This is a genomic window from Bacillus cereus (genome assembly GCF_015071065.1).
Lineage (GTDB): Bacteria > Bacillota > Bacilli > Bacillales > Bacillaceae_G > Bacillus_A > Bacillus_A cereus_BA.
Window position 1 is genome coordinate 1,109,132 of the sequence record NZ_VOVA01000001.1, and the last position, 23,263, is coordinate 1,132,394.

Here is a 23,263-nt window from a genome sequence, read left to right on the forward strand (position 1 = left end):
CCTGCAATGAAAGACAGGGAGTTTATTAGACAATTATAAATTTTAGTTTAATAAATGGTACACAAGGTGAAGCATAACCTTATTTCTATATTAATTATAACAGAATCATACATAACTAAACAAAATTGTAATAAAACCCCATAAAAATTAATATATGGTTATACAGTATTTTTTACTGTATATAAATTTTAAGGGATCCCCCTTAAAATCTACTTACTCACATACCTTTATACAGTAATTGTTCCCCAATTTCTGTATATCAAAAAACCTTTCATTCATTTGAAAGGTCTTTTTGAGCCTGTACATATTCTTCTTTCGTGTTCACATTCATAAACCAATCCGAATTCGCTTGTACATCTTCTCCAGCAACATATTTCACATTACATTGTGATAAAAGCTGCCCCATGCTTCTTTTCTCTTCTTGAAGTAAAGTGTAAATCTTCTCTTTCACACGGTTATGATACGCCGCAAGCAACGGTTGTTTTCTTCCATTAATAATAGGCACAACCGCATCATACTCATTACTCGTTTGCTTTAATAAAATAGTAAACCACTCTTGCGAAACATTTGGCGCATCGCAAGGCATAATAACGTACCAATCTGCTTCGATATATTCCATTCCTGATACAATTCCAGCAAGTGGGCCGTTTCCTTTATAATGCGGAATATCTTCTATAACAGGAACTTGTACTAATTGCTCTACTCGCTCTTTTATATCAGTATGACTAATAACAACAACATCTTGCAAAATACTTTCCATTACTTTCACAATATGCTCAACAAAAGTAGTTCCCTTCCAAATCGCCAATGCCTTCGGTTCTCCAAAACGACTAGACTGTCCGCCTGCTAATACAATACCGACGATTTTCATTGGCGATGCAGCTCAAATGTAATATGACCTAATTCCGGTAAAATTAACTTATTCATCGCAAGACGAACCGCTCCGCTAGACCCTGGCATCGAAAAGACAACTTTACGCCCGATTGTACCGCCGATTGCTCTACTTAACATCGCACTACTTCCGATATCTTCTAAATAACTAATCATACGGAACAACTCACCAAATCCAACAATTTCTTTATCTAATAACACTGACACTGCTTCAATTGTTACATCACGCTTCGTGATACCAGTACCGCCATTCGTTAATACAACATCAACATCTTCCCGATGATAACCAGCTAATACAGCTTGCTGAATACTCTCTTTATCATCTTTCACAATTTCATAAGCAGTCACTGTATGCCCTGCTTCTTTTAACAATTCATGTAATAGTTGTCCGCTCTTATCCGTCTCTTCTGTGCGTGTATCGGAAATCGTAACGATTTTGCAGCGCACTTCTTTTGGTGCTTGTTTTTTATGTTCGATTACGCTCATGTCTTATCTGTCCCTCCTAAAAATTTTTCTTCACTTTATTATAAGTATATTTATACTGTTACAAGTAAAAAAATTGTATCTCTTCCTTTTAATCAACAGTAAAAAGATGGCCGAGTCAATACCCAAACCATCCCTAAGTGTCTTTCTCAAATTTTTATTATTAACCTTCTATAATAATTTCTAATCTTTTTATCTAAAAATATCTCCTAAGAAGGAAGCCATCTTCGATTTACGAACCACCTAACACATTAAGTAAAGCTCCTAAAATTTCCAGCATGTTAGTCAGCAATTTATTTAGATTAATAAAAACTATAGTTATAATCCCTAATAATACAAGTGCTATTACTCTTGATACAACATTAAATATATTCATTTCAAAATACCTCCTTCAAAAACTTCACTTTACACACTTTAAATTCACATACCATTTCTCAGAGTCAATATTTCTAATTTCCACCAAAAATACATCCTTATTTCTGGTATACAATAAACCTAAAATGGATAAAAGTTATAAAACTGAAAATATTTAGAATGATATAATTAATTGTATCATTTTTTCTCATCATAGAAAACTTTGTTTTTAAACGTATTAATTCTTAAAAAGGAGGTTCACTCACTATGGAACTTTATAAAAAATTAACAACAACATTCATCCTCTTATTTGTCGCTTCCATCACTGTCGGCTTTTCTTTAAAAGGCGCAATCCCATACGCTACATTAGTGAGCATTATATGCGCAACGCTCTTTTTACTATGTAGTGCATTTTGCGCAGGAAAAGCGCGTCAATTGAAAGGTTGATCTCACATGTTTCATAAAAAGCCAACTGTTTGTAAATCATGCAAAAAAGAAATACAAACGTATGAAAAAGCGTGGGTTCATATGCCCTTCCCGGCAAGCGGTATGACAAATATGAAAAAGTATATTGAGTTAGAAGGAGAAGTGTATTGTAGCTTGTGCATTCAAATCGTAAGTAAAACAAAATAAAAAAAGCTTTGCGACACGCGCAAAGCTTTTTTTTCATATATTATAGACCAGCTTGCTCTTTTAAAGTAGCTGCTTTGTCTGTACGTTCCCATGAAAGATCTACATCAGTACGTCCAAAGTGTCCGTAAGCTGCTGTTTGTTTGTAAATCGGGCGACGTAAGTCTAGCATTTTAATAATACCAGCTGGGCGAAGATCGAAGTTGTTACGAACTAGTTCTACTAATACGTCTTCAGATACTTTACCAGTGCCTAATGTATCAACTGAAATTGATACTGGTTGTGCCACGCCGATTGCGTATGCAAGTTGTACTTCTGCTTTGTCAGCAAGGCCAGCTGCTACGATATTTTTCGCAACATAACGAGCTGCATATGCTGCTGAACGGTCAACTTTCGTTGCATCTTTACCAGAGAATGCACCACCGCCATGGCGAGCGTATCCACCGTAAGTATCAACGATGATTTTACGTCCTGTTAAACCAGCATCACCTTGTGGTCCACCAATTACGAAGCGGCCAGTTGGGTTAATGAAGAATTTCGTTTCTCCATCCATTAATTCTGCTGGAACTACAGCTTTAATTACATGCTCTTTTAAATCGCGATCGATTTCTTCCCACGTAACATCTGGATGATGCTGTGTAGAAATTACAATTGTATCTACACGTACAGGTTTACCATTTTCATCATACTCAACTGTAACTTGCGTTTTTCCATCCGGACGTAAGTATGATAATGTGTCATCTTTACGTACTTCAGTTAAACGGCGAGCTAATTTGTGAGCAAGCGAGATTGGAAGTGGCATTAATTCTTGTGTTTCATTACATGCGAACCCAAACATTAAACCTTGGTCTCCCGCACCAATTGCCTCAATCTCAGCGTCAGTCATTAGACCTTCGCGTGCTTCTAGCGCTTGGTCAACACCCATAGCGATGTCAGCAGATTGCTCATCGATAGATGTTAAAACTGCACAAGTCTCTGCATCGAATCCGTATTTTGCGCGTGTGTAACCAATGCCTTGAATTGTTTCACGAACGATTTTTGGAATATCTACGTAAGTAGAAGTCGTAATTTCCCCCGCTACCAATACTAAACCAGTTGTTACAGTTGTTTCACAAGCTACACGTGCATTTGCGTCCTTTGCTAAGATCGCATCTAAAATTGAATCAGAAATTTGGTCACAAATTTTATCTGGATGTCCTTCAGTTACAGACTCAGATGTGAACAGATGACGTTTTTTTGTCATGTGGTAAACCTCCCTACAGTAATTGTATATATTGTACGGAACTCATCCTTAATTTGCCACAAACTGCGACATACATTTATTCTCCCACACAAGCATACAGAAAAACCTTTCCTACTTAACATAGAGGAAAGGTTTAATTTGCTACTTGCATACTGCTTTTTGCCCTTTGCTCTTATCGTTCGAGACCGTTAGCCTCGCACAGGTTTTAGCACCTATTCACCTGTATTTACCACTACAAGTGAGGTTGCTGGGCTTCATCGGGCCTGTCCCTCCGCCAGCTCGGGATAAGAGAGTATCCGTCCCAACCTATACTAAAGAAATGATATTCATTTGTCAATTAATATTCACATTTTCCTGAAAGTTTTTCTCAATACGCATAGAATGAAATATTAATAAGGAAATAATACATTCACACAAACAAAAATAAATAAATAGTATACATTATTTATATAATTGTGTTATACTCTTGATGGGGATTACGAGAAATATTTCATTAAATGAAAAGGATGGTATATAAATATGAGTACTGTGAATGTCCAAATTGGTTTACATGAATTATTGAACGGAAGCAATGCACAGATTCAATTAAGTGTTCCGCAATTAGTGGAAAAAGTATTAATGCGAAACGAAGGGAAATTAACTTCTACTGGTGCCGTTTCTGCTTCAACAGGAAAATACACAGGACGTTCTCCTAAAGATAAATTTATTGTGAAGGAAGCATCGGTTGCTGACAAAATTGCTTGGGGAGCCGTGAACCAACCGATCTCTGAAGAACATTTTAATAAATTATATACAAAAGTTTTAGAATACTTAAAAGAAAAAGAAGAGTTATTCATCTTCAAAGGATTTGCAGGCGCTGATCGCAACTATCGCCTACCAATTCAAGTTATTAACGAATATGCATGGCACAATTTATTCGTGCATCAATTATTTATTCGTCCAACTGAAGAAGAATTAACAACTCATGAATCAGGGTTTACAATTGTTTCTGCACCAAACTTTAAAGCAGATCCAGTAATTGACGGTACAAACTCTGAAGCATTCATTATGATTTCATTCGAAAAACGTATCGTACTAATCGGTGGTACAGAATACGCTGGAGAAATGAAAAAATCAATCTTCTCTATTATGAACTTCTTACTACCTGAACAAGACATTTTTTCTATGCATTGCTCTGCAAACGTAGGCAAAGAAGGCGACGTAGCACTATTCTTCGGTTTATCTGGAACAGGTAAAACAACATTATCTGCTGATTCAAACCGTAAATTAATCGGTGACGATGAGCACGGTTGGTCTGATAACGGTGTATTCAATATTGAAGGCGGTTGCTATGCGAAATGTGTAAACCTTTCTCACGAGAAAGAACCACAAATCTTCGATGCAATCAAATTTGGTTCAGTTTTAGAAAACGTTGTCATTGATGGCCAAACACGCATCGCTGACTATAACGATACTACTTTAACAGAAAATACACGTGCCGCATACCCTATGCATGCGATTGACAATATCGTACTGCCAAGTGTTGCAGGACATCCAAATACAATTATTTTCTTAACTGCTGATGCATCTGGCGTATTGCCTCCAATCAGTAAGTTATCAAAAGAGCAAGCTATGTACCATTTCTTAAGCGGTTACACTAGTAAACTAGCAGGAACTGAGCGTGGTGTTACATCTCCGCAAGCTACATTCTCTACTTGCTTCGGTTCACCATTCTTACCGCTTGATGCATCTCGTTATGCTGAAATGCTTGGTGAAAAAATCGAGAAACATGATGCAAAAGTATTCTTAGTAAACACTGGCTGGACTGGTGGCGAATATGGCGTTGGTAAACGTATGAACTTAGGTTACACTCGTGCAATGATTCAAGCAGCACTAAGCGGTGAACTTGCTAAAGCTGAAACTGCAAAACACGACATCTTTGGCCTTGAAGTACCTCGTCACGTTCCAGGTGTACCTGACGAAGTATTAATGCCTGAACAAACTTGGGCTGATAAAGATGCTTACAAAGCGAAAGCAATTGAGCTTGCAAACGAATTTAAAGAAAACTTCAAAAAATTCGATAGCGTTTCTGAAAATATTATTAACTTAGGCGGTCCAATCGCTTAATATATAAAGTGAAAATTTAATCAGTGGGGGTTTTGTTCATCCCCCACTGATTAGTTGATCTCCCACCTGAATTTTGAGGTGGAAATTTTACTGCCCGTTAATGCGGGATAAACTTTCTGTTGCAATAACCCTTTACTCATATGAATAAGTATCGTGTAGCCAAAAGTTTCGCGTACTCACCGACAAAACCCAATGCGGCTTAACGGTTACACATACTTACATAAAAAAGAAGCTTACGTGAAAAACGTAAGCTTCTTTCTATATATTCTTTAATTTACACACATACAAACCACGGCTTCGAACATATAAACTATTTCCCCACTCACTACATCCTTCTGGTTTCACATCGCATGGGAGCAAAAAAGGCTTTGACCGCTTCTATCCACCGCCAGATCCTCTATTCCATTTAAAAATTCCAAACCTAATTTTCAATTGATATACTCAGATTTTCACACATACAAACCACGGCTTCGAACATATAAACTATTTCCCTACTCACTACATCCTTCTGGTTTCACACCGCATGGGGGCAAAAAAAGGATCTGACCGCTTCTATCCACCGCCAGATCCTCTATTCCATTTAAAAATTCCAAACCTAATTTTCAATTTATATACTCGGATTTTCACACATACAAACCACGGCTTCGAACATATAAACTATTTTCCCACTCACTACATCCTTCTGGTTTCACATCGCATGGGAGCAAAAAAGGATCTGACCGCTTCTATCCACCGCCAGATCCTCTATTCCATCTAAAAAAAGGCTTTTTATCTTTTTATCTTTTTTAGCTCTTTGTTAATTCTTCTTCATCCTTCATACTATAATACCCTAAATTAATAACAATTAAGAAATAACCGCCCATAATCCCAACTGCAAATGCCCACATTACCATATGGTGCTCAATTTCGTACATAATAATTGCACCAAGGATCGCCGCTGCGTAGCGATTAAACATACCAAGTGTCGGTGCCTTCGTTTTCTTTACAATACTATCTCCAAGCTTTTCGATACGCCTTCCTAAAATCCAAACGCAATACATACTTACAATAAGTCCAATGCCTGCACCTAAAAAATGTGCTGAAAAAGGTGTCATTGCCCAGCCTATTAACATTGCGCCTAGCAAATAATACATTTGAATTTTAAACGACCTCAGTGACATACTAATCATGCTGTACTCCTCTTCAATGGTTTTTATTTATCCAACAAAAGCTATATAACTCGTTGTTCATTAATGAACAACGAGTCCATACTACTTACAAATTCATTTATGAATCTATTTCATTCAAATTAAAAACAACATAAACTATATGTTTATGTTGTTAAAATGCTTTTAGAAAATAATATTATACAAGATTTCTAATATAAAATCCCTCATAAATGTGACGTTTTTCAAAACATTTTCGTCCAATTATGAAAAAAGTGATATCAATCTATGAACATACGGATATGATGTAATAAGCACATAAATAAAGGGGGCGTCTAATGATTTATTTTTTAATGGCTCTCATTCATCTCATTGTTCCTGCACTTATTGGACTTTCCTTGTATTGGTACACGAAAAAACATAGTATTTTCTATGCTGTCCTCGGTGTTCTTCTTCCAGGAATTATTCTAATTACACTCTTCCGCATTCCTTTTCTTAATTTAATTCCACTTATTACTGCTATCTTGTTTCTCATCTTCTTACCAAAAATAAAAAAATAGGAAAGCAGATCATAGGTGATCTGTTTTCCTATTTTGATATAGGTTCTTGTACGGTAGAATGCGCTTCTATTTTCTCCGATTTCACAAACCATAGACCGAAGAAAATGATAATTCCACCGATAATTTGTTGTAACGATACATATTCATTTGCCCATACTGCAGCAAATAAAACAGCAACGAGCGGTGTAATATACATATATACCATCGTATGTGATGCTCCAATTTTTTGAACACCAATATACCACATCACTAAACCGAATACAGTCACGAAGAAAATAGAATACAGCAAGGCAAACCATGTCATCCCGTGTGTAATGTGAAATGGCATTACAAATACATGTGGACCACTTAACAATAAGAGCGGAACCGCTCCAACTAATGTCGACCATGCAGTAACACGTAATGCTGAGTATTTTTTAATAAGCGGCCCTGCTAACACGGGATAAAGTCCCCAACATATTGATGTAATCAGTCCAATCCCATTTCCGTAGAAAGAACTAGCGAGTGAATGCCCCGCTACTAAAACTAATGTAGCACCAGCAAAGGCAATGATGGAACCAACTAACTTTCGAGAAGAAAATTTTTCTTGTTTCAAGAAAATCGAAAATAGAGTTGTAAAAATAGGTGAAATAGAAATGAGTAAAGAGGCATTTGTAGCCGATGTATATTGTACCGTTTCCATGAATAGCGTTTGATACAGTACAATACCTACCGTGCTAACAATGATTAATCTTGGTATATCTTTTCGCTCCATATAAAGTGACTTTTCAATAAAGAACGTAAGTAATAATAATAGTGGTGCTGCTACCATCATTCGAACTGCAGTAAACTCAATCGCCGTAAATTCTAAAAGTCCATATTTCGCAATCGTATAGTTAATCCCCCAAATAATAACGACACTTAAAATTAATAACTCAATTCCCCATCTTTTCATGCGCAATCCCCTCCGCAAAGAGAATTATACAGAAAATTCAATCATGTGTACATTTCATTATGTGAAAAAATCCATAAGAAAAAGGAGCATATTATATACTCCCTCTCTCTTTACTATACTCGAACATGTAACTTCATATTCGGGTTATAAAACTGGCTTGGGCTCTTCAGCTGAAAAGTCCCTCCAACTTCATGCCAATCAACTGTTAACTTATCATCCATAAATACAAGCTTTGTGCGATCTGCAATAAAGTTTAGTATACTCGATTCAATATCTACATCGCGTTCATCTTTCTCTGAAACGGCTACTAAATCAATAATCCCGCTCATGACACAACCGCAACCTTCATTATCATAAAATAACTTTATATATTTCGCTTCACTTGGAATCTTATCCATAATCTTTTTATATGCTGCTTCTGTTACAGTAACGTACATGCGTGAATCTACACCCTCTCTTCTCGTATCATTTATATATTGTACCATTCTTTTTCTTAATTCCATCCGTTTATTGTATACAGAAAATTAAGACTAATATACAATAAATGTGATAAAGGAGGTTGTATCACTGGTGTTCAAACTACAGCGATATCCCATTTTCTTAGGTCTATTAGGTAGCTTTTTTATCTCTAGCGGAATGGTATTACAACATATACTTCCCTATTCTCCTTCTATTGGCTGGATTCTAGGTTTTATTTGTTTTACACCCGCTTCTTATTTTGCTACAAAAAATAAAAACAACTAACAAAGTAAGAATTATCTTAAGGAGGATTACTAAACATGCCAGCCTTAAAAGCAATAGAACAATCACTTAATCATTTATTTCAAATTGAAAAATACGGAAAAGACAGTGCCTTTAGTCGCTTCATTCCAGCTACATATGATCAAATCCAATTTCCATGGCAACAATTTTTCGAAGCAAATTTTGTTGAGCTATTTAACGGTCTTATGATAAGAGGCACTGAAAATGTAAACACAATCTTTTTAGCTGTGTTCCCAACTGATGATGTTCTCGAAAAATTCATTTCACAATCCATGCCAGGTGATTTACTCTTCATGCACCATCCACTTGTGATGGAGTGCGGTGCTCCACTCGGAAAATCAGGGCGAGGATTTATTCCAATTCCATCAAAATATTTGCAGGCGATAAAAGAAAAGAAACTTTCTATATATACATGTCACGGTCCAATGGATTTTCATCAAACGTATGGAACTAGCATTTCAATCGCAAAAGCACTACAAGCCAATGCAATTGACGGATTTGCTTACGGTGGTCCAGAAAACGAACCAGTCGGACTCATTTGTGAAATAGATGAAACAACAACAGAAAAACTTCAAAAACGTCTAAAACAACTCTTTAACATTCCTTATACAGACTTCGAAGGTAAACAACACGATTCCATCAAGAAAATTGCAATTATCGCTGGCTGCGGCGATGTCGTATCTTTAATGAAAGAAGCCGAAGAAAAAGGTGCTGAAGCATATATTACAGGAGAAATCCATTGCCATATCGACAATGATTACGGTAAGTATAAATACTCACTCATTATGGACTATGTGAAAGAAACAAATATGTCACTCATCGGTGTGTCACACTCTGCCTCTGAATATTTAGTGAAAGAGACATTGATGTATGATTGGTTTAAAGAGAATTTTGATGTAGATGTTACTTTGATTCCACAGGAGACATGGTGGTTATAAAACCTTAGTTATCAAACTAATAAAACCTCCCCTATTTTTGAAATCTATATACATAATACAATCGACCACACAAAAATATAGAATCTACAATATATATATAGTAGTTCTACTTTTAAAACTAGACTTTCAAAAATATAGAAAGGAGATAATATATGTACCAACGCAATTGCTTTAGTTGTGACGGCAGACGCAACAGTGGTTCTATCGGCAGCACTGGACCCACTGGCGCTACAGGACCTACTGGCAATGCCGGACCTACCGGGGCCGGTTTACAAAGTACTACCGCTTTTAGTCTAGCAGCCGCTCCTAACTATAAAACGGGACAAGTTGTCACTTACACGAGTAGCGGCTATGTTGTAAAAAAAGATGCACCTCAAGGATTTCCGAATGTATCTCCAGATTATATCGTATTGGTAGAAGGTGGTCCTACTGGAGCTACTGGGATCACTGGTTCTACCGGAGCTACCGGGCCTACTGGTTCTACCGGAGCTACCGGGCCTACTGGTTCTACCGGAGCTACCGGACCTACTGGAGCTACTGGTTCTACCGGAAACACCGGGCCTACTGGCAGCATTGGGTCCACTGGTATTACTGGATCCACCGGTAGCAGTTCAGCAAAAAGCATCCTTTTCCAAGGAACTAACGCTGAGTTTCAACGTATAGCAGGTGCTCCAGCAGTTGATTCCAATATTATTCCTTATGTAGTTGCTGGATCTGGAAATATAGCTGGTTTTTCTGCATCTATAAATGTAAATAATTTGCCTATAGAAGTTTATACAATTCAAATCTGTACTAATGTCCCAACAAACCTTTCTGCCCCTACCTCTAATCACGTTATATCTACTATTACTTTTACCACTACGGCTAAAATCACTGGAACAATCACATTTACTATTACTCCTTCAGACGTTGGATCACAGCTAGTTCAAGTGTATGACCCTACCCCTTTACCAGGACCTGCCACTGTTATTTGGACTAGTACAACAACTGGAAATCCAGTTTCAAGAGGAGACGCATTATGCCTTTATATTAACCCTGGAATTACTGATAGCGCTGTATACTCCGTTTTTTTGATTACCTCTCTTTAATCTGTAATCTACAGAAAAAACTTTTGATAAAGCAAAACTTTAATAAGTGGTTTTTTTCCTTCCCCACTTATTATTAGCCCGCACCAATCGGGCTTTTTCGGGCAGCCCGACTCCCACCTAACTTCTTTGTCCCAGCTTAATTTGGAGGTGGGAGTCTTACTACCTGCTAACGCGGGATAAATCAATTTTAAAAAACATCACTTTTGATTAAGTGATGTTTTCTATTTATCTCTTACACTATCATTAAATCGGCAACATAATCTCAACAGTCGTTCCAACTCCAACTTCACTTTCAAAGTTCAATTTACCGTGGTGATCTTTAATAATTTTTTCCGTAACTACTAATCCTAAGCCTGTTCCAGTTTCTTTCGTTGTGTAAAAAGCTTCATTTAGCCTCGGAATTTTATCTTTCGGAATGCCGCATCCCTCATCTATAATTTGAACAATGATCACATCTTCCACTATAACTTTTACAGTAATAGTTCCACCAACTGACATTGCTTCAATCCCATTTTTTATTAAATTAAAAAATACTTGTTTCAATCGTTTTTCATCACATGTAATTGAAGGTATATCTTTACTATAAATAGCATGCATTTTTATCCCTTGTTCTAAAGCTGGCTTTTCCATAACCCTGATAACATAAGAGATGATTTCTTTAATATTATGAGTTTCGGATTCTACCGATTTAGATTTCTCAAACCCATTTAGTTCTGTAGCAATTGTATGAATTCGCTCTACTTCCTGTCTCATAATTTCACTATAAATCTTATCTTCTGGATATTTTTCTGCTTGCTTATTCACAAGTTTTTTCAATTTTTCTAACGGTCTTCTAATCTTATCGCCAATTACTGTTGCCATTTTTCCAACCATCGCTAATTTTTCTACCTTTTGTATTTCTTTGTCCATCATTTCAAGTGTACGAACGTAAGATTGGAATCTTAAAAATATAATCCAACATATAATAACAAACATGCTATATAATGCCATTGGGATAAGAACGATAAAGGATTGAACAACGAATCCCATAAGTGCATATTTTCCAACAATAGTTCCGGCAACTAACCAAAAGTACCTCTTATTCACCAATATCGGTGCAAATAAAATAAAGAATCCTTCTACTATATTCCCGCCATCAAATTCCGCATCACTTCCGTAATAAATAATGAAGTTATGAATAAAATCCAATATATTATAGCCAATTAAAATAATGTACTTCACAATATACGGCTTTTTCCGTTTCATAAAATAGAGTCCGACAAGGAATAATCCAATCATCAAACTATATAGCCATAGACCTAATCCTTCTCCAAAAACATCTGCTAGTTTTTGATTTCCATCTGATAAAAAGACAATAGCCTTTTCAGCAAAATCATACGCAAAAAATATAACGAAGAATAAGCTTAAAAATATTTTTAACGCCTTTATTTCTTCTTTTTCAAATATATTACCTTTTTCCATATGATAACTCCTTTAACAACTCCTCTTAATCTTGTGTCACATCGCGCTCACGTTTTTTCGGGAGTAGTATTTCTACTCTCGTTCCTTTCTTTACTTCACTAGAAATGTGTAATTCTCCAAGATGCTCTGTAATAATTTGCTCTGCTACCGTAAGACCTAATCCAATTCTATCTTGCTTTGTTGTATAAAAAGCATCCTTAACTCTTCCTAAATTATCTTTTTTTATCCCAAAACCACTATCTACTATACTTACTATTACGTAATCTCTTTTTTTATTTTCAACTTGTATTTTTAATGTTCCGCCATGTTCCATTGCCTCTAAAGCATTTTTAATAACATACAAAAATACTCCTTTTAATTTGCGTTTATCACATTCAATTTCACTTCTATTTTGCTCTTCATTAAAGATGCACTTTATATTTAACTCGTCCATTTTTTTGCGCATGTTTTCTACCGCTTGTACTAAAATATCACTTACAATGTGTTTTTCATAAACAGAAGGTTTACATGTAGCAACCTCCATTAATTCACTAATCATATTATTCATATTTTCTATTTCGAGGATCATTTGTCCATATGTTGCATCTTTTTCGTGTTTCTCTTTTTGTAATTGCGTAAACCCTTTTAATGAAGCAAGTGGGTTTTTAATTTCATGTCCGACTGTCGCTGCCATTTTTCCGATAACCGCCAATTTTTGTGACTGACTTGCCTCTGCAATACGTCCCTTTACTGCTGAAAGATATTGTAAAAATCGATTTAAAATAATAAATGACACGAGAAGTAACACCATATTCATAACAAGAGGTAGAAACAAGTTAAGTTGCCCAAATACAAATAGGTATATCATATATTTCCCTATAAGAAATGGCGCTAAGACAAATAAATATCTTTTACTCAAAAAGATCGGTACGAAGAAAATGAAAATATATTCAATTACATTCCCTTCATCAAATGCTATTGTATTATGAAAAGCATACCATCCAATATTAAAAATCTCTGCGATTATGTATGCAAATAAATATGTATATTTAACTAAATCTGCTTTTCCTCTCTCAAATAAGTAAACACTAATACCTAATATAGCCATAATATATGCAAGCTTCCATATCACTTTATGCCAATTTCCTAAAGGCATTGTATCTTCTAATATAATCGCGTATGCAACCTCGTATACAATTAAAATAACATGCATTACCCATAAGAAAATCTTAGCGTTTTTCTTTTCTTCTTTAGCTGATAGAAAACTCTCTCCCACTTCAACACCCCTTCAAAAGAATACCATTTATTATAATAAATGATTTTCATAGACAAACAAAGATAAATTGAACAAATGAGGAAAATCAATCCATAGATAATATACTTCTCCACACCATATGTAAGCATAAAAACCATGAACAATAATACGTATAATATGGGAGGTGCTTTATATGGACGGTCGTGAAAATAAGAAGATAGAACAGTTACAATCCTTTACGAAAAACAATGCAGGAAAAGAGATGACGACGAATACGGGTGTCAAAATTTCAAATGATGAAAACTCTTTAACCGCCGGCGATCGTGGTCCTACACTTTTAGAAGATTTCCTTATGCGAGAAAAACTCGCTCATTTTGACCGTGAACGAATCCCTGAAAGAGTCGTTCACGCCCGCGGTTACGGAGCACATGGTGTTTTTGAGCTATATGAATCTCTAGAGGACTTAACAATGGCTCACTTTTTACAAGATCCATCTAAAAAGACACCTATTTTTATTCGTTTTTCCGAAGTCGCTGGATCAAAAGGTGCAAATGAAACAAACCGAGACGTACGAGGATTCGCTGTTAAGTTTTATACAGAGGAAGGAAATTTCGATTTAGTGGGTAATAACATTCCGATTTTCTTCATTCAAGATGGTATTAAATTTCCGGATCTTATTCATGCTCTTAAACCAGAGCCACATAATGAGATTCCCCAAGGACAAACAGCCCATGATACTTTTTGGGACTTTATCGCCAATAATCAAGAAGCAGCTGCGATGATGATGTGGATTATGTCGGATCGTACAATTCCGAGAAGTTTTCGAATGATGCAAGGGTTCGGCGTTCATACATTCCGCTTAGTTAATAAACACGGAAAGTCACGATTTATAAAATTCCACTGGAAGCCTAAGCTTGGCGTTCACTCGTTAATTTGGGATGAAGCTCAAAAACTAGGCGGTGCTGATCCGGATTACCATCGCCGTGATTTATGGGAAAATATTAATGCTGGAAACTACCCTGAGTACGAACTTGGCGTTCAAATTTTAGAAGAAGAGGACGAATTTACATACGATTTCGATATATTAGATGCAACGAAAATTTGGCCGGAAGAAGACTTCCCTGTTAAAATCATCGGAAAAATGACGTTAAATCGGAACGTTGACAACGTATTTGCGGAAACAGAACAAGTCGCACTGCACCCTGGAAGTATCGTCCGCGGTATTGATTTTACAAATGATCCTCTCTTACAAGGTAGACTCTTTTCTTATACAGATACGCAATTAGCCCGCGTCGGCACAAACTATCAAGAGTTACCGATTAACCGTCCGATATGTCCTTTTCATAACAACCAAAGAGATGGTGCGTCTAAATACATAATTGATAAAGGAAAAGTCGCTTACCATAATAACTCTTTAGCAAATAACTCTCCCTTTACTGTACCTGGTACGAAAGGCGGTTTCGTTACATATCCTTCTACTGTTTCTGGACATAAAACGAGAGAAACAGCCGCTAGTTTCAAGGACCATTTCTCACAAGCCCGTTTATTTTGGAATAGTATGAGCCACGTCGAAAAAATCCATATTATGCAGGCCTTCTCCTTTGAATTAGGAAAAGTAAAAAGCAAATCTGTACGCCAACAAGTCGTAGATATGATTGGTCATATTAGTACAGAATTAGCTACTTTAGTAGCTGAAGCAGTTGGAGCAACAGTACCAAATGTTCAAGAATCAACTGTTACAAAATCCTCACCAGCACTAAGTATGGCAAATACAACATTCAGCACAAATACATTACGAGTAGGAGTCATTGTCGCAAACGGGTATGACGGTCAAAACTCACAATATATTATAAATCAATTAAAACAAGCCGGTCTTCAGCCCGTTATTATTTACGAACGATTAGGTTTTGTGCAAGGCTCTCAAAATGTACAGTGGGAAGTGAATGATACTTTCTTAACAGGATCCCCGCTTCTTTATGATGGATTATTTCTTATTGGCGGAACGATGGATGATCATTTCCTTAACAAGGCAAGTTCATTTGTCGTAGAATCGTATAATCACTTTAAGCCAATCGGCGCTTTCCAAAATGGAACTACTATTATTCAATCTTTAAACATCGAAGGAAAACCTGGCGTTATAACAGCACAAAATCCAACACTACTTGCAAGTGAATTTATTCAAGCGATGACAAAACAGCGATTTTGGGAGAGAGCCTATTAAAATGCATGAGGAGGATACATCATGTTCGTTACAGTTGAAAAAGATGTACACATTTTTGTTGAGGATATTAACCCAGGTCCTGGAAGTAAACCTGTCTTCTTCGTTCATGGCTGGCCTTTAAATCATCAAATGTACCAATATCAATTTAATATCTTGCCACAACATGGTTTCCGCTGCATCGCCATGGATATACGCGGAAACGGACAGTCTGATAAACCATGGACTGGTTACACGTATGATCGTTTAGCTGATGATATCGCAATCGTATTAGAAGCACTTCAAATAGAAAATGCTACGTTAGTCGGTTTCTCAGTCGGCGGTGCTCTTTCTATTCGATACATGTCACGATATAACGGTCGTCGTATTTCTAAACTTGCATTAATTGATGCCGTCTCCCCCTCTTTCGTAAAAAACCAACAATCCCCTTACGGCGTACCGAAAGAGCAAGCAGATGCTCTTATTAATCAAATGTATGTAAATTTACCTAAGTTTCTAAGTGATGTATCTTTATCATTTTTTAATAGAAACTTAGGAGCCGCTACACTAGAATGGTTTTCTTATCTCGGTATGCAGTCTGCTTCATACGCTCTCATCAAAATTCTACAAGCAGCCGCGAACGAAGATGTAACAAAAGACTTAAGTAAAATTAACGTTCCAACAAAAATATTCCACGGCGTTCACGACCAACTCATCCCTTACAAAAGTGCTGAACTTACACAGCAACGGATTAAAACTTCTCAACTACATGCTCTTACAAATAGCGGCCACGGCTCTCCAATCGATCAAGCGGATGAATTAAATAAGGAACTTATTAAATTTTTAAACTCATAGTTCCGCTGCAGTAAAAAAGAATTTGCCCTTACGGCAAATTCTTTTTTCTTAACTACCTTTTTCTATCGATTTAGAAGACACCGGAATAAACAATGATTTATCTATTTCCTTCTTTTCCTGTCTTTGTTCATATGGCTCTTTCTTTGTCTTTTTATACATAGAATATAGACTGCTACCGCGCTCTTTCTTTATCCCTTTAATCATCATATGTAAAACAAATATAGAAACAGTAAAGAATAGTAGTGGCGCAATGACAATCCATGGTGCTGTTAAAAATTCACTTTTGTATAGACCAATTAAACCCGCCCATTCATTCGTAAGTGAGTATGGTTTCTGTGTCTCATAATCTACACCTCGTCCTCCGATTAAAATTCCAAAAAATGACAAATGAATTAATAACGTAAATAATTGAACAAACTGCTGTAAAAAAAGGACGACAAGAATTTCTTTTAAATACAACCATATATGCTTTCTAATAATCCGAAACTTTGAAGCTCCTAATATTTTCGAAGTTGTAACAAACTCATTTTTCATAAATAAATTGATTTCTTGATTCACATAAAGAATAACAGCTGGTAACAGCGCAAAACAAAGAACAGTAAACTGCTTTATAATAATTTCCATATTAAATCCAGTTAATTCACTGTGTAACATGATTGGAAACATCCACAAAATCGCCCATAGCACTGTCGGAATAAAGAAATACACTTTACATATTTTTTGAAATAAATTTTGTACGATAGATGGTGTATGAGCTAATGCTACACCTAATATAGTACCGAGAAACACTTGTACGCTACATACGCCAAATACAAATAATATTGTAAACTTTGCACCTAGTAATAATTGAAAAAACAAATTAAAACCGTTACGATCTGTACCGAGTGGTGGTATTGTAAGCGGACTAAACGGAGCTGCAGCAATAACATCCCCATTCGCATCTTTCAGCCAGATTGTCTTACTCATATATAAATCCTTACCAAACCACGTAATAAGATAACTAATTACAACAATCCCTACAAAGTACAGGACCCCACACAAAAAACGTTTGGAGCGAAAGTTTCTATATATCATGAGAAGCCCCTCCTGTAATACGATTCACTCGGTAATGTATAATAGTAAATAAAATGTAGAATGGAACAAATAATAAAAGAATCCACCATGCCATCGTTAAAGGATTTAAAGAGCCTGCCCTTATTAAGAAAGACATATACCCCGTAATATTAAAAGCTCCCTCTACCATTAAAAGGCTTGAAATCATGAATAAAAAAAGCGGCTGCAAGTGATTTAACAGATGGTACATAATATTACGTAATAAATGAGCATACAGTATATATTTATTGCTCAATCCTTTCGCACGGGCGAATTCCACATACGGCTTATTCTTTTCTTCCATTAAAAATAAAACGATAATACGGAAAAAATGAAGGGTTGGAACGATTGTCATACAAATAATAGGTAAGAAATAGGCACGTTCATCATTAAACGCATAAATAGTAAAGAATCGATATCCTGTCTGTTTATAAATCCATACAACAAATAACTGTAAACTAAAAATTAATAATAAATCCGGAACTGATTCTATTAAAATTAAACAACTCTCAATCCCCTTCTTAATTTTAGAAGAAACTAATAAGTATACGAATGAAAGACCAATTGAAAGAATAATTGTTAAACAAGTAGCGATTAAAAGAATGGTCATAGAATACGTATAAGGTTCAATAATCCGTTCAAAAAAAGGAATTGACTGCATAGTGTTTGTATCAATATGTGCAATATCCTTTGGCGAAGCTAATCTCTCTAAATATGTAATAAAATCAAGACTATTCCCTAAAAACAAAGAGAATGGTAAATAACTTACAGTAAGAATAACTGCGATACTAATAAGAAATTCTATTATTTTCCCACCCCAAAAACGCTTCAATGTCCCACCTCTTTTTTTAAAATTACTACACAACTTTATTATAACTAATTTTTCCGAAAATTTAATATATATCTAAATAAAAAATTCTCTTAGAAATCTTAAAGAGTTTTTTTTACGCATTAAACAAATTATCCAATTATATACTAGATGAAAAATTCACACACTTCTCACAAATCAATTATTAAAACGATTCTATTTTAATTTATACTAAATGTACAAGTAATACTCCCTAAACCCAGCTTGTCTAGTTTCCCCGTTAAATACTATAAAAAAAAGAACTTGTATCGTACAAGTTCTTTTTTATGTCGCTTATTTAAATAATATATCCTTACTATATTGTTTTCCGACAAGCAAGTCATATTGAATAAACTCATATTGCTTTAACATTTCTTTTTGTTTCGCTGTTAAACTTTTTATTACTTCTCCGTCTTTTCCTATCTTCAATTCGTCACGAAGTACAGGGATTTCTTCATATAACTTCGATAAAAATTGATAGAACGGTGCCTTATTTAATCCAGCATAATCAAAGACAAGATTTGAAAAATAAATTGGACTTACTAAACCTAAATTGTCATTTGGCATATCAAAATTTGCATACATTAATAACGGAGTTTGCGCCATTGCTAACCGTTCACTTGGCGATTTTTCATTCGTTATATACCCATTCTCTTTATAAAGAGATTTATTTGTTCCTAGTGATGGAAGATGATCACCAAAGAATACTAATAATGTAGGTCTATCTAAATTGTCTAGTTGCTCTATTAAATATTGAAGCGCTTCATCTGAACGTCTTAAACCTTCTGTATATGTCTCTAATTCAGCCTTCGACTCTTCATTTTCTAATCCACTAATTTCTACTCTATTTTCGCCAAATCTTCCCTCTGTAAATGGAAAATGATTTTGCATCGTAACGGCATAAACAAACGTAGGTTTCTTTTGCTTCTCTAATTCAGCTATTATCTCTTTACTCATAGATAAATCACTAATATAATCTCCATCGACCTCTACATTTTCCATCGTATCTTGTGCATTAAACTTATCAAATCCTAACACTTTATATACATCATCACGTTTAAAGAATGAGCGACCGAAAGAATGAATAGCGCTTGTGTAATACCCTTCTTTTTTCAACGCTCGAGGAATAGATGGAATTTCTATTTTATTTGTCACGACTTGCTGATATGGTATAGATCCTGGTTTTAACAAACTCATTGAATAACTCGTTAACGCCTCAAATTCAACGTTCGCAGTATTTCCTCCAAATGTTGGCGAAATAGTTTGTCCACCTGGAAAACTTTCTATATAATGATGCAAATTCGGTAAAGGATCTTCACTAAAGGAAAGATTCGTTAATTTCGTTGGATCCCAAAACGATTCACTCATTACAAAAATAATATTTGGTTTCTCTTTTTGCTTCTGTGCTCCTATATTGCTACCATATTGTTTCTTTATGTCGTTTGCTATTTGAAGCATATTTTCTTTTGAATACTCTTTCGGCTTTTCAATGACTGTCGTATCTAAATTACTTATAAAGCCTAACACAAAACCATTTGAGGAATAATTTTCATTTTGATTCCACAAAATGAAATCTACACCCGATTTTTGAAACACTTTATTCATAAACGTGTTCGTAAAATTACCGTACGCATATAAAACGAAAACAGATCCCACTACTAATAAAACTCTTATTCCTGGATGAATCTTTACATTTTGAATATATTTTCTAATATACATCCCTGCTATAATACAAGCTACAATACTTACGATAACGCCTAAAATATAACTCCAACTAAAATAGTCCATCACCATCGGTATAACAGATTGCATATGTGTAATTTGTGTAAAATCAGAAGGATATAGCGGATCTCCTCTAAAAATAAGCTTCAAATAGTTTACGATACCTAAAATGATTAACGTGCAGCTCGTTAAAATAATACTTAGAAAAACCTTTCCTAGTAAGTTATACACAAGAATATATATTGCATATATTACTACACAGCTTAATATAAACCGCATATTATAATAGTAAATCCAATTCATCGCTCCTAAGAAGTCCATTTTAACTTGTATCACAATATAAAATAAAGCTACTGTATGAGCTACTAAAAATAATATAAAATGCACTCGAAAGGACGCTCTAAGTATAGACGTCTCTTTTTTATTGGAATGCGTAAAATATAATGTTGTACCACATATTAAAATCATCATGACGCTTAAAATAAGATTTTGATTTAAACGGTCTTTAATCATGTCTAAATTAAAAACCTTTAAAATCATAAATAGCATAGTTGTTACTAATAAGGTCACCATACTACTTATAATGGTAGAAATTAATATACTTCTTTTCGGAAGATGATAAAGTGTAAAATCATACTTCAATTCATTCCCTCTTTTCTATCTATTAATTCCACCCCGCACCGTAAAAACAGTTTCTATTAAAATAACATATATCATGGATTTCGTCTTCAAACTTGCTTCTACTATACATATAGTTTCTTAATTATCCCTTAACCTATCGTAAAATATCAATATTAGAATTAATCATTCTTGAAAAATTCAATTTCGCATTCCACTTTATGATATAATAACTATGTTTTGGAAAACCTTAATACTATTAGGGTTTTATCATGAAAATAAGAAAGAATTAATAAAAAAGGAGCTGCTCACTTTTGTTAAATAAGTTTAAAAATTTGCCTAAAGCGGTATATGTAATTTTGGCGCTTTCTTTCCTGTTGCATGTTTTTTGTCTAGTAAAACAGCCAGGATTAAATGGAGAGGTAGTCAAAGTAACATATGGTGCATATGATGCGTTCAACTATTCGTTAACAGCTGAACAGCTATTAAAACACGGTGTCTTTGGATATGTTTATTTGGAGCCTAGTGAAGTTCCTGGAAAAAATGCATACATCACACCAGGTCAGCCACTATTATTAGCTGGCGCTATGATTATTTCTGATGTTACATCACTTCCTTACTATTACGTGGCAACTGTCATTAATATGATACTGAACCTCGGCACAGTTTTATTAGTATTCTTAATTGGAAGAGAATTATTTGAAAAGAATATTTATGGAATTGTCGCAAGTATTTTATATGCTATTTATCCAAGTAACTATACATACTTCCGTACGTTATTAACCGAAGTTCCTTCAATATTCTTATTAACGTTAAGTGTATATGTATTTGTTCTCGCATGGAAATATAATAAAGTGAAATTCCATATATGGTTCGGAATTGTCGTTTCCATTTTACTTATGTTCCGTCCAAATCCAGCTCCAATGATGCTCATTCCTGTTCTTGTCGTCTTGTTCACATATGGATTTAAAGACTCAATTCGAATTGGATTATTATGGCTCATTGGCCCGTTCTTGATTATCGGTGCCTGGGTTGTTCGTAACTATTTAGCGTTCAATCAATTTATCTTATTCTCAACCCAAGGTGCGGACCCATTAATTGCCGGTGCAGATCCATTTAACAAAATTGGCTATGAAAATGTAGTTAACCAAATGAAAGCCCAGGGCTTAGAGGATAAAAATGCATACGCAAAAGATTTAATCAAAAATGGATTTAAAACGGACTTCACATATTGGTTCTCGTGGTTCACTGTTGGTAAAACAATTGAATTATTCAAAACAGCTCCTGCTGTAGACCAATACCATATTCATAAATTTATGCAAATGTGTCATAAGGTCTTCATCATAGGCACATTCTTGAGCAGTTTCTGCTGCATGCTAAATTCATTTAAACATAAACGCGTTATGATGCTAGTAGCAAGTTCTGTTATTTACATCATCTTCTCAAACTTATTCTTAGCAATTAATCGCTACGGATTTTTCATTAACCCTCTTATGTGCTTAATTCTTGCATATGGGTTAGTTTACGCTGTGCAGAAGCTTCCATTTTTCCGCACGAACCAGGCATAATAAAAAAGAGGTCGTCCAAAAATGGACGACCTCTTTTTTATTTATCCAACACTTTGAACACGGCCAATTTGTCCATCCTGTAATCGAACTTTAATTCCGTATGTATGTGTTTCCGTGTTTGTTAAAATATCTTTCACAACACCGCTCACAGTTTTACTATAATCTTTATCTAATTGGATCACTACATGTGAACCAACTGAAATTTGTGACCTTGTCGGTTTCCCACCTGTTGCTTGCGTTGTTTTTCCTTGTTTTTGTGTTTTCTCTTGTTGTGCAGACTGTTGTTGCTGTGCTTTCTGTTGTTCTTGTACACGTCTTTGCTCTTCTTGCTTACGTTTTTCTTCCTCTACTTTTTGCTGTTCCTCTTGCTTACGTTTCTCTTCCTCTGCCTTTTGTTGTTCTTCTTGTTTACGTTCCTCTTCTACCTTCTTATCTTCTTCAATTTTCTTCTCATCTATTTTCTGTTCTTCCGATGCTTTCAGCTTTCCCTCTTCATCTTTACAAGCTGTTAAAACAACTACACATAAGCTCATAA

At 35.2% G+C, this 23,263-nt stretch carries 22 protein-coding genes and 1 riboswitch; of the genes, 9 read left to right on the forward strand and 13 right to left on the reverse strand.

Annotated features, from left to right (window positions below; all coding sequences use genetic code 11):
• Positions 1 to 271: 271 nt before the first annotated feature.
• The 3 genes from FT637_RS05830 to FT637_RS05840 all read right to left on the reverse strand — a co-directional run bounded on the left by FT637_RS05830 (position 272) and on the right by FT637_RS05840 (position 1,750).
• Complete coding sequence (locus FT637_RS05830; RefSeq protein ID WP_193645480.1) at positions 272 to 871, reverse strand: molybdenum cofactor guanylyltransferase; 600 nt, start codon at positions 869 to 871, stop codon at positions 272 to 274.
• On the reverse strand, positions 868 to 1,377 hold the full coding sequence (locus FT637_RS05835) for a molybdenum cofactor biosynthesis protein B (protein ID WP_193645481.1): 510 nt from the start codon (positions 1,375 to 1,377) through the stop codon (positions 868 to 870). Before FT637_RS05835 ends, FT637_RS05830 begins: the two co-directional genes overlap by 4 nt.
• Before the next feature lie 229 nt (positions 1,378 to 1,606).
• Positions 1,607 to 1,750: a hypothetical protein gene (locus tag FT637_RS05840; protein ID WP_193645482.1), complete on the reverse strand. Its 144-nt coding sequence runs from the start codon at positions 1,748 to 1,750 to the stop codon at positions 1,607 to 1,609.
• 245 nt (positions 1,751 to 1,995) lie between these two features.
• On the opposite strand from FT637_RS05840, the gene FT637_RS05845 reads away from it, so the two are divergent.
• Positions 1,996 to 2,175 (forward strand): hypothetical protein, encoded by a 180-nt coding sequence (locus FT637_RS05845; protein WP_193645483.1) that lies wholly within the window; start codon positions 1,996 to 1,998, stop codon positions 2,173 to 2,175.
• A gap of 6 nt (positions 2,176 to 2,181) precedes the next feature.
• Positions 2,182 to 2,361, forward strand: coding sequence for a hypothetical protein (locus FT637_RS05850; protein WP_193645484.1), 180 nt, complete (start codon positions 2,182 to 2,184; stop codon positions 2,359 to 2,361).
• Between the two features lie 40 nt (positions 2,362 to 2,401).
• On the opposite strand, the gene metK is transcribed toward FT637_RS05850, so the two are convergent.
• Entirely contained in the window at positions 2,402 to 3,601 is a 1,200-nt protein-coding gene (gene metK, locus FT637_RS05855) for a methionine adenosyltransferase (protein ID WP_193645485.1), read from the reverse strand.
• Between the two features lie 169 nt (positions 3,602 to 3,770).
• Positions 3,771 to 3,892: riboswitch (SAM riboswitch) on the reverse strand.
• A gap of 228 nt (positions 3,893 to 4,120) precedes the next feature.
• Here metK and pckA point away from each other — a divergent pair.
• A complete protein-coding gene (gene pckA / locus FT637_RS05860) occupies positions 4,121 to 5,707 on the forward strand; it encodes a phosphoenolpyruvate carboxykinase (ATP) (RefSeq protein WP_193645486.1) in 1,587 nt (528 codons plus the stop codon).
• 785 nt (positions 5,708 to 6,492) lie between these two features.
• On the opposite strand, the gene FT637_RS05865 is transcribed toward pckA, so the two are convergent.
• A complete protein-coding gene (locus FT637_RS05865; RefSeq protein WP_088032196.1) occupies positions 6,493 to 6,876 on the reverse strand; it encodes an ATP synthase subunit I in 384 nt (127 codons plus the stop codon).
• Positions 6,877 to 7,190: 314 nt separating this feature from the next.
• On the opposite strand from FT637_RS05865, the gene FT637_RS05870 reads away from it, so the two are divergent.
• The gene (locus tag FT637_RS05870; protein ID WP_002123250.1) at positions 7,191 to 7,412 is read left to right on the forward strand and encodes a hypothetical protein; all 222 of its coding nucleotides are present in this window, start codon (positions 7,191 to 7,193) and stop codon (positions 7,410 to 7,412) included.
• Positions 7,413 to 7,440: 28 nt separating this feature from the next.
• Here the strand turns inward: FT637_RS05870 and FT637_RS05875 are convergent, their stop codons facing one another.
• Positions 7,441 to 8,346, reverse strand: coding sequence for a DMT family transporter (locus tag FT637_RS05875; RefSeq protein ID WP_193645487.1), 906 nt, complete (start codon positions 8,344 to 8,346; stop codon positions 7,441 to 7,443).
• A 113-nt stretch (positions 8,347 to 8,459) separates the two neighbouring features.
• Positions 8,460 to 8,783, reverse strand: coding sequence for an iron-sulfur cluster biosynthesis family protein (locus FT637_RS05880; protein ID WP_193645527.1), 324 nt, complete (start codon positions 8,781 to 8,783; stop codon positions 8,460 to 8,462).
• A 342-nt stretch (positions 8,784 to 9,125) separates the two neighbouring features.
• Between FT637_RS05880 and FT637_RS05885 the strand changes: the two genes are divergently transcribed.
• Positions 9,126 to 10,046 (forward strand): Nif3-like dinuclear metal center hexameric protein, encoded by a 921-nt coding sequence (locus FT637_RS05885; protein WP_193645488.1) that lies wholly within the window; start codon positions 9,126 to 9,128, stop codon positions 10,044 to 10,046.
• A 152-nt stretch (positions 10,047 to 10,198) separates the two neighbouring features.
• Positions 10,199 to 11,134: a collagen-like protein gene (locus FT637_RS05890; RefSeq protein ID WP_193645489.1), complete on the forward strand. Its 936-nt coding sequence runs from the start codon at positions 10,199 to 10,201 to the stop codon at positions 11,132 to 11,134.
• A 243-nt stretch (positions 11,135 to 11,377) separates the two neighbouring features.
• On the opposite strand, the gene FT637_RS05895 is transcribed toward FT637_RS05890, so the two are convergent.
• Together FT637_RS05895 and FT637_RS05900 are read right to left on the reverse strand one after the other, a co-directional pair.
• A complete protein-coding gene (locus FT637_RS05895; RefSeq protein ID WP_193645490.1) occupies positions 11,378 to 12,595 on the reverse strand; it encodes an ATP-binding protein in 1,218 nt (405 codons plus the stop codon).
• 25 nt (positions 12,596 to 12,620) lie between these two features.
• Positions 12,621 to 13,850, reverse strand: a complete 1,230-nt coding sequence (locus FT637_RS05900; protein WP_193645491.1) for an ATP-binding protein — start codon at positions 13,848 to 13,850, stop codon at positions 12,621 to 12,623.
• A gap of 172 nt (positions 13,851 to 14,022) precedes the next feature.
• On the opposite strand from FT637_RS05900, the gene FT637_RS05905 reads away from it, so the two are divergent.
• Positions 14,023 to 16,050: a catalase gene (locus tag FT637_RS05905; protein ID WP_193645492.1), complete on the forward strand. Its 2,028-nt coding sequence runs from the start codon at positions 14,023 to 14,025 to the stop codon at positions 16,048 to 16,050.
• A gap of 21 nt (positions 16,051 to 16,071) precedes the next feature.
• Positions 16,072 to 16,881 (forward strand): alpha/beta fold hydrolase, encoded by an 810-nt coding sequence (locus FT637_RS05910; RefSeq protein WP_193645493.1) that lies wholly within the window; start codon positions 16,072 to 16,074, stop codon positions 16,879 to 16,881.
• A 48-nt stretch (positions 16,882 to 16,929) separates the two neighbouring features.
• On the opposite strand, the gene FT637_RS05915 is transcribed toward FT637_RS05910, so the two are convergent.
• The 3 genes from FT637_RS05915 to FT637_RS05925 all read right to left on the reverse strand — a co-directional run bounded on the left by FT637_RS05915 (position 16,930) and on the right by FT637_RS05925 (position 21,184).
• Complete coding sequence (locus tag FT637_RS05915) at positions 16,930 to 17,955, reverse strand: ABC transporter permease subunit (protein WP_193645494.1); 1,026 nt, start codon at positions 17,953 to 17,955, stop codon at positions 16,930 to 16,932.
• Positions 17,945 to 18,805, reverse strand: a complete 861-nt coding sequence (locus FT637_RS05920; RefSeq protein WP_193645495.1) for an ABC transporter permease subunit — start codon at positions 18,803 to 18,805, stop codon at positions 17,945 to 17,947. The genes FT637_RS05915 and FT637_RS05920 overlap by 11 nt, the downstream gene beginning before the upstream one ends.
• A 309-nt stretch (positions 18,806 to 19,114) precedes the next feature.
• Positions 19,115 to 21,184 carry an LTA synthase family protein gene (locus FT637_RS05925; RefSeq protein ID WP_193645496.1) on the reverse strand — a complete coding sequence of 690 codons (2,070 nt, stop codon included), beginning with the start codon at positions 21,182 to 21,184 and terminating at the stop codon, positions 19,115 to 19,117.
• Positions 21,185 to 21,474: 290 nt separating this feature from the next.
• Between FT637_RS05925 and FT637_RS05930 the strand changes: the two genes are divergently transcribed.
• On the forward strand, positions 21,475 to 22,728 hold the full coding sequence (locus FT637_RS05930) for an ArnT family glycosyltransferase (RefSeq protein WP_193645497.1): 1,254 nt from the start codon (positions 21,475 to 21,477) through the stop codon (positions 22,726 to 22,728).
• 41 nt (positions 22,729 to 22,769) lie between these two features.
• On the opposite strand, the gene FT637_RS05935 is transcribed toward FT637_RS05930, so the two are convergent.
• Complete coding sequence (locus tag FT637_RS05935; protein WP_193645498.1) at positions 22,770 to 23,261, reverse strand: YwbE family protein; 492 nt, start codon at positions 23,259 to 23,261, stop codon at positions 22,770 to 22,772.
• Between the last annotated feature and the right edge of the window lie 2 nt (positions 23,262 to 23,263).

Coding starts and splice junctions, on each gene's coding strand:
- pckA (WP_193645486.1), top strand. CDS start 4,121: ATGAGTACTGTGAATGTCCAAATTGGTTTACATGAATTATTGAACGGA.
- FT637_RS05885 (WP_193645488.1), top strand. CDS start 9,126: ATGCCAGCCTTAAAAGCAATAGAACAATCACTTAATCATTTATTTCAA.
- FT637_RS05850 (WP_193645484.1), top strand. CDS start 2,182: ATGTTTCATAAAAAGCCAACTGTTTGTAAATCATGCAAAAAAGAAATA.
- FT637_RS05890 (WP_193645489.1), top strand. CDS start 10,199: ATGTACCAACGCAATTGCTTTAGTTGTGACGGCAGACGCAACAGTGGT.
- FT637_RS05875 (WP_193645487.1), bottom strand. CDS start 8,346: ATGAAAAGATGGGGAATTGAGTTATTAATTTTAAGTGTCGTTATTATT.
- FT637_RS05905 (WP_193645492.1), top strand. CDS start 14,023: ATGGACGGTCGTGAAAATAAGAAGATAGAACAGTTACAATCCTTTACG.
- FT637_RS05835 (WP_193645481.1), bottom strand. CDS start 1,377: ATGAGCGTAATCGAACATAAAAAACAAGCACCAAAAGAAGTGCGCTGC.
- FT637_RS05880 (WP_193645527.1), bottom strand. CDS start 8,783: ATGTACGTTACTGTAACAGAAGCAGCATATAAAAAGATTATGGATAAG.
- FT637_RS05915 (WP_193645494.1), bottom strand. CDS start 17,955: ATGATATATAGAAACTTTCGCTCCAAACGTTTTTTGTGTGGGGTCCTG.
- metK (WP_193645485.1), bottom strand. CDS start 3,601: ATGACAAAAAAACGTCATCTGTTCACATCTGAGTCTGTAACTGAAGGA.
- FT637_RS05870 (WP_002123250.1), top strand. CDS start 7,191: ATGATTTATTTTTTAATGGCTCTCATTCATCTCATTGTTCCTGCACTT.
- FT637_RS05935 (WP_193645498.1), bottom strand. CDS start 23,261: ATGAGCTTATGTGTAGTTGTTTTAACAGCTTGTAAAGATGAAGAGGGA.
- FT637_RS05830 (WP_193645480.1), bottom strand. CDS start 871: ATGAAAATCGTCGGTATTGTATTAGCAGGCGGACAGTCTAGTCGTTTT.
- FT637_RS05910 (WP_193645493.1), top strand. CDS start 16,072: ATGTTCGTTACAGTTGAAAAAGATGTACACATTTTTGTTGAGGATATT.
- FT637_RS05840 (WP_193645482.1), bottom strand. CDS start 1,750: ATGAATATATTTAATGTTGTATCAAGAGTAATAGCACTTGTATTATTA.
- FT637_RS05865 (WP_088032196.1), bottom strand. CDS start 6,876: ATGATTAGTATGTCACTGAGGTCGTTTAAAATTCAAATGTATTATTTG.
- FT637_RS05895 (WP_193645490.1), bottom strand. CDS start 12,595: ATGGAAAAAGGTAATATATTTGAAAAAGAAGAAATAAAGGCGTTAAAA.
- FT637_RS05845 (WP_193645483.1), top strand. CDS start 1,996: ATGGAACTTTATAAAAAATTAACAACAACATTCATCCTCTTATTTGTC.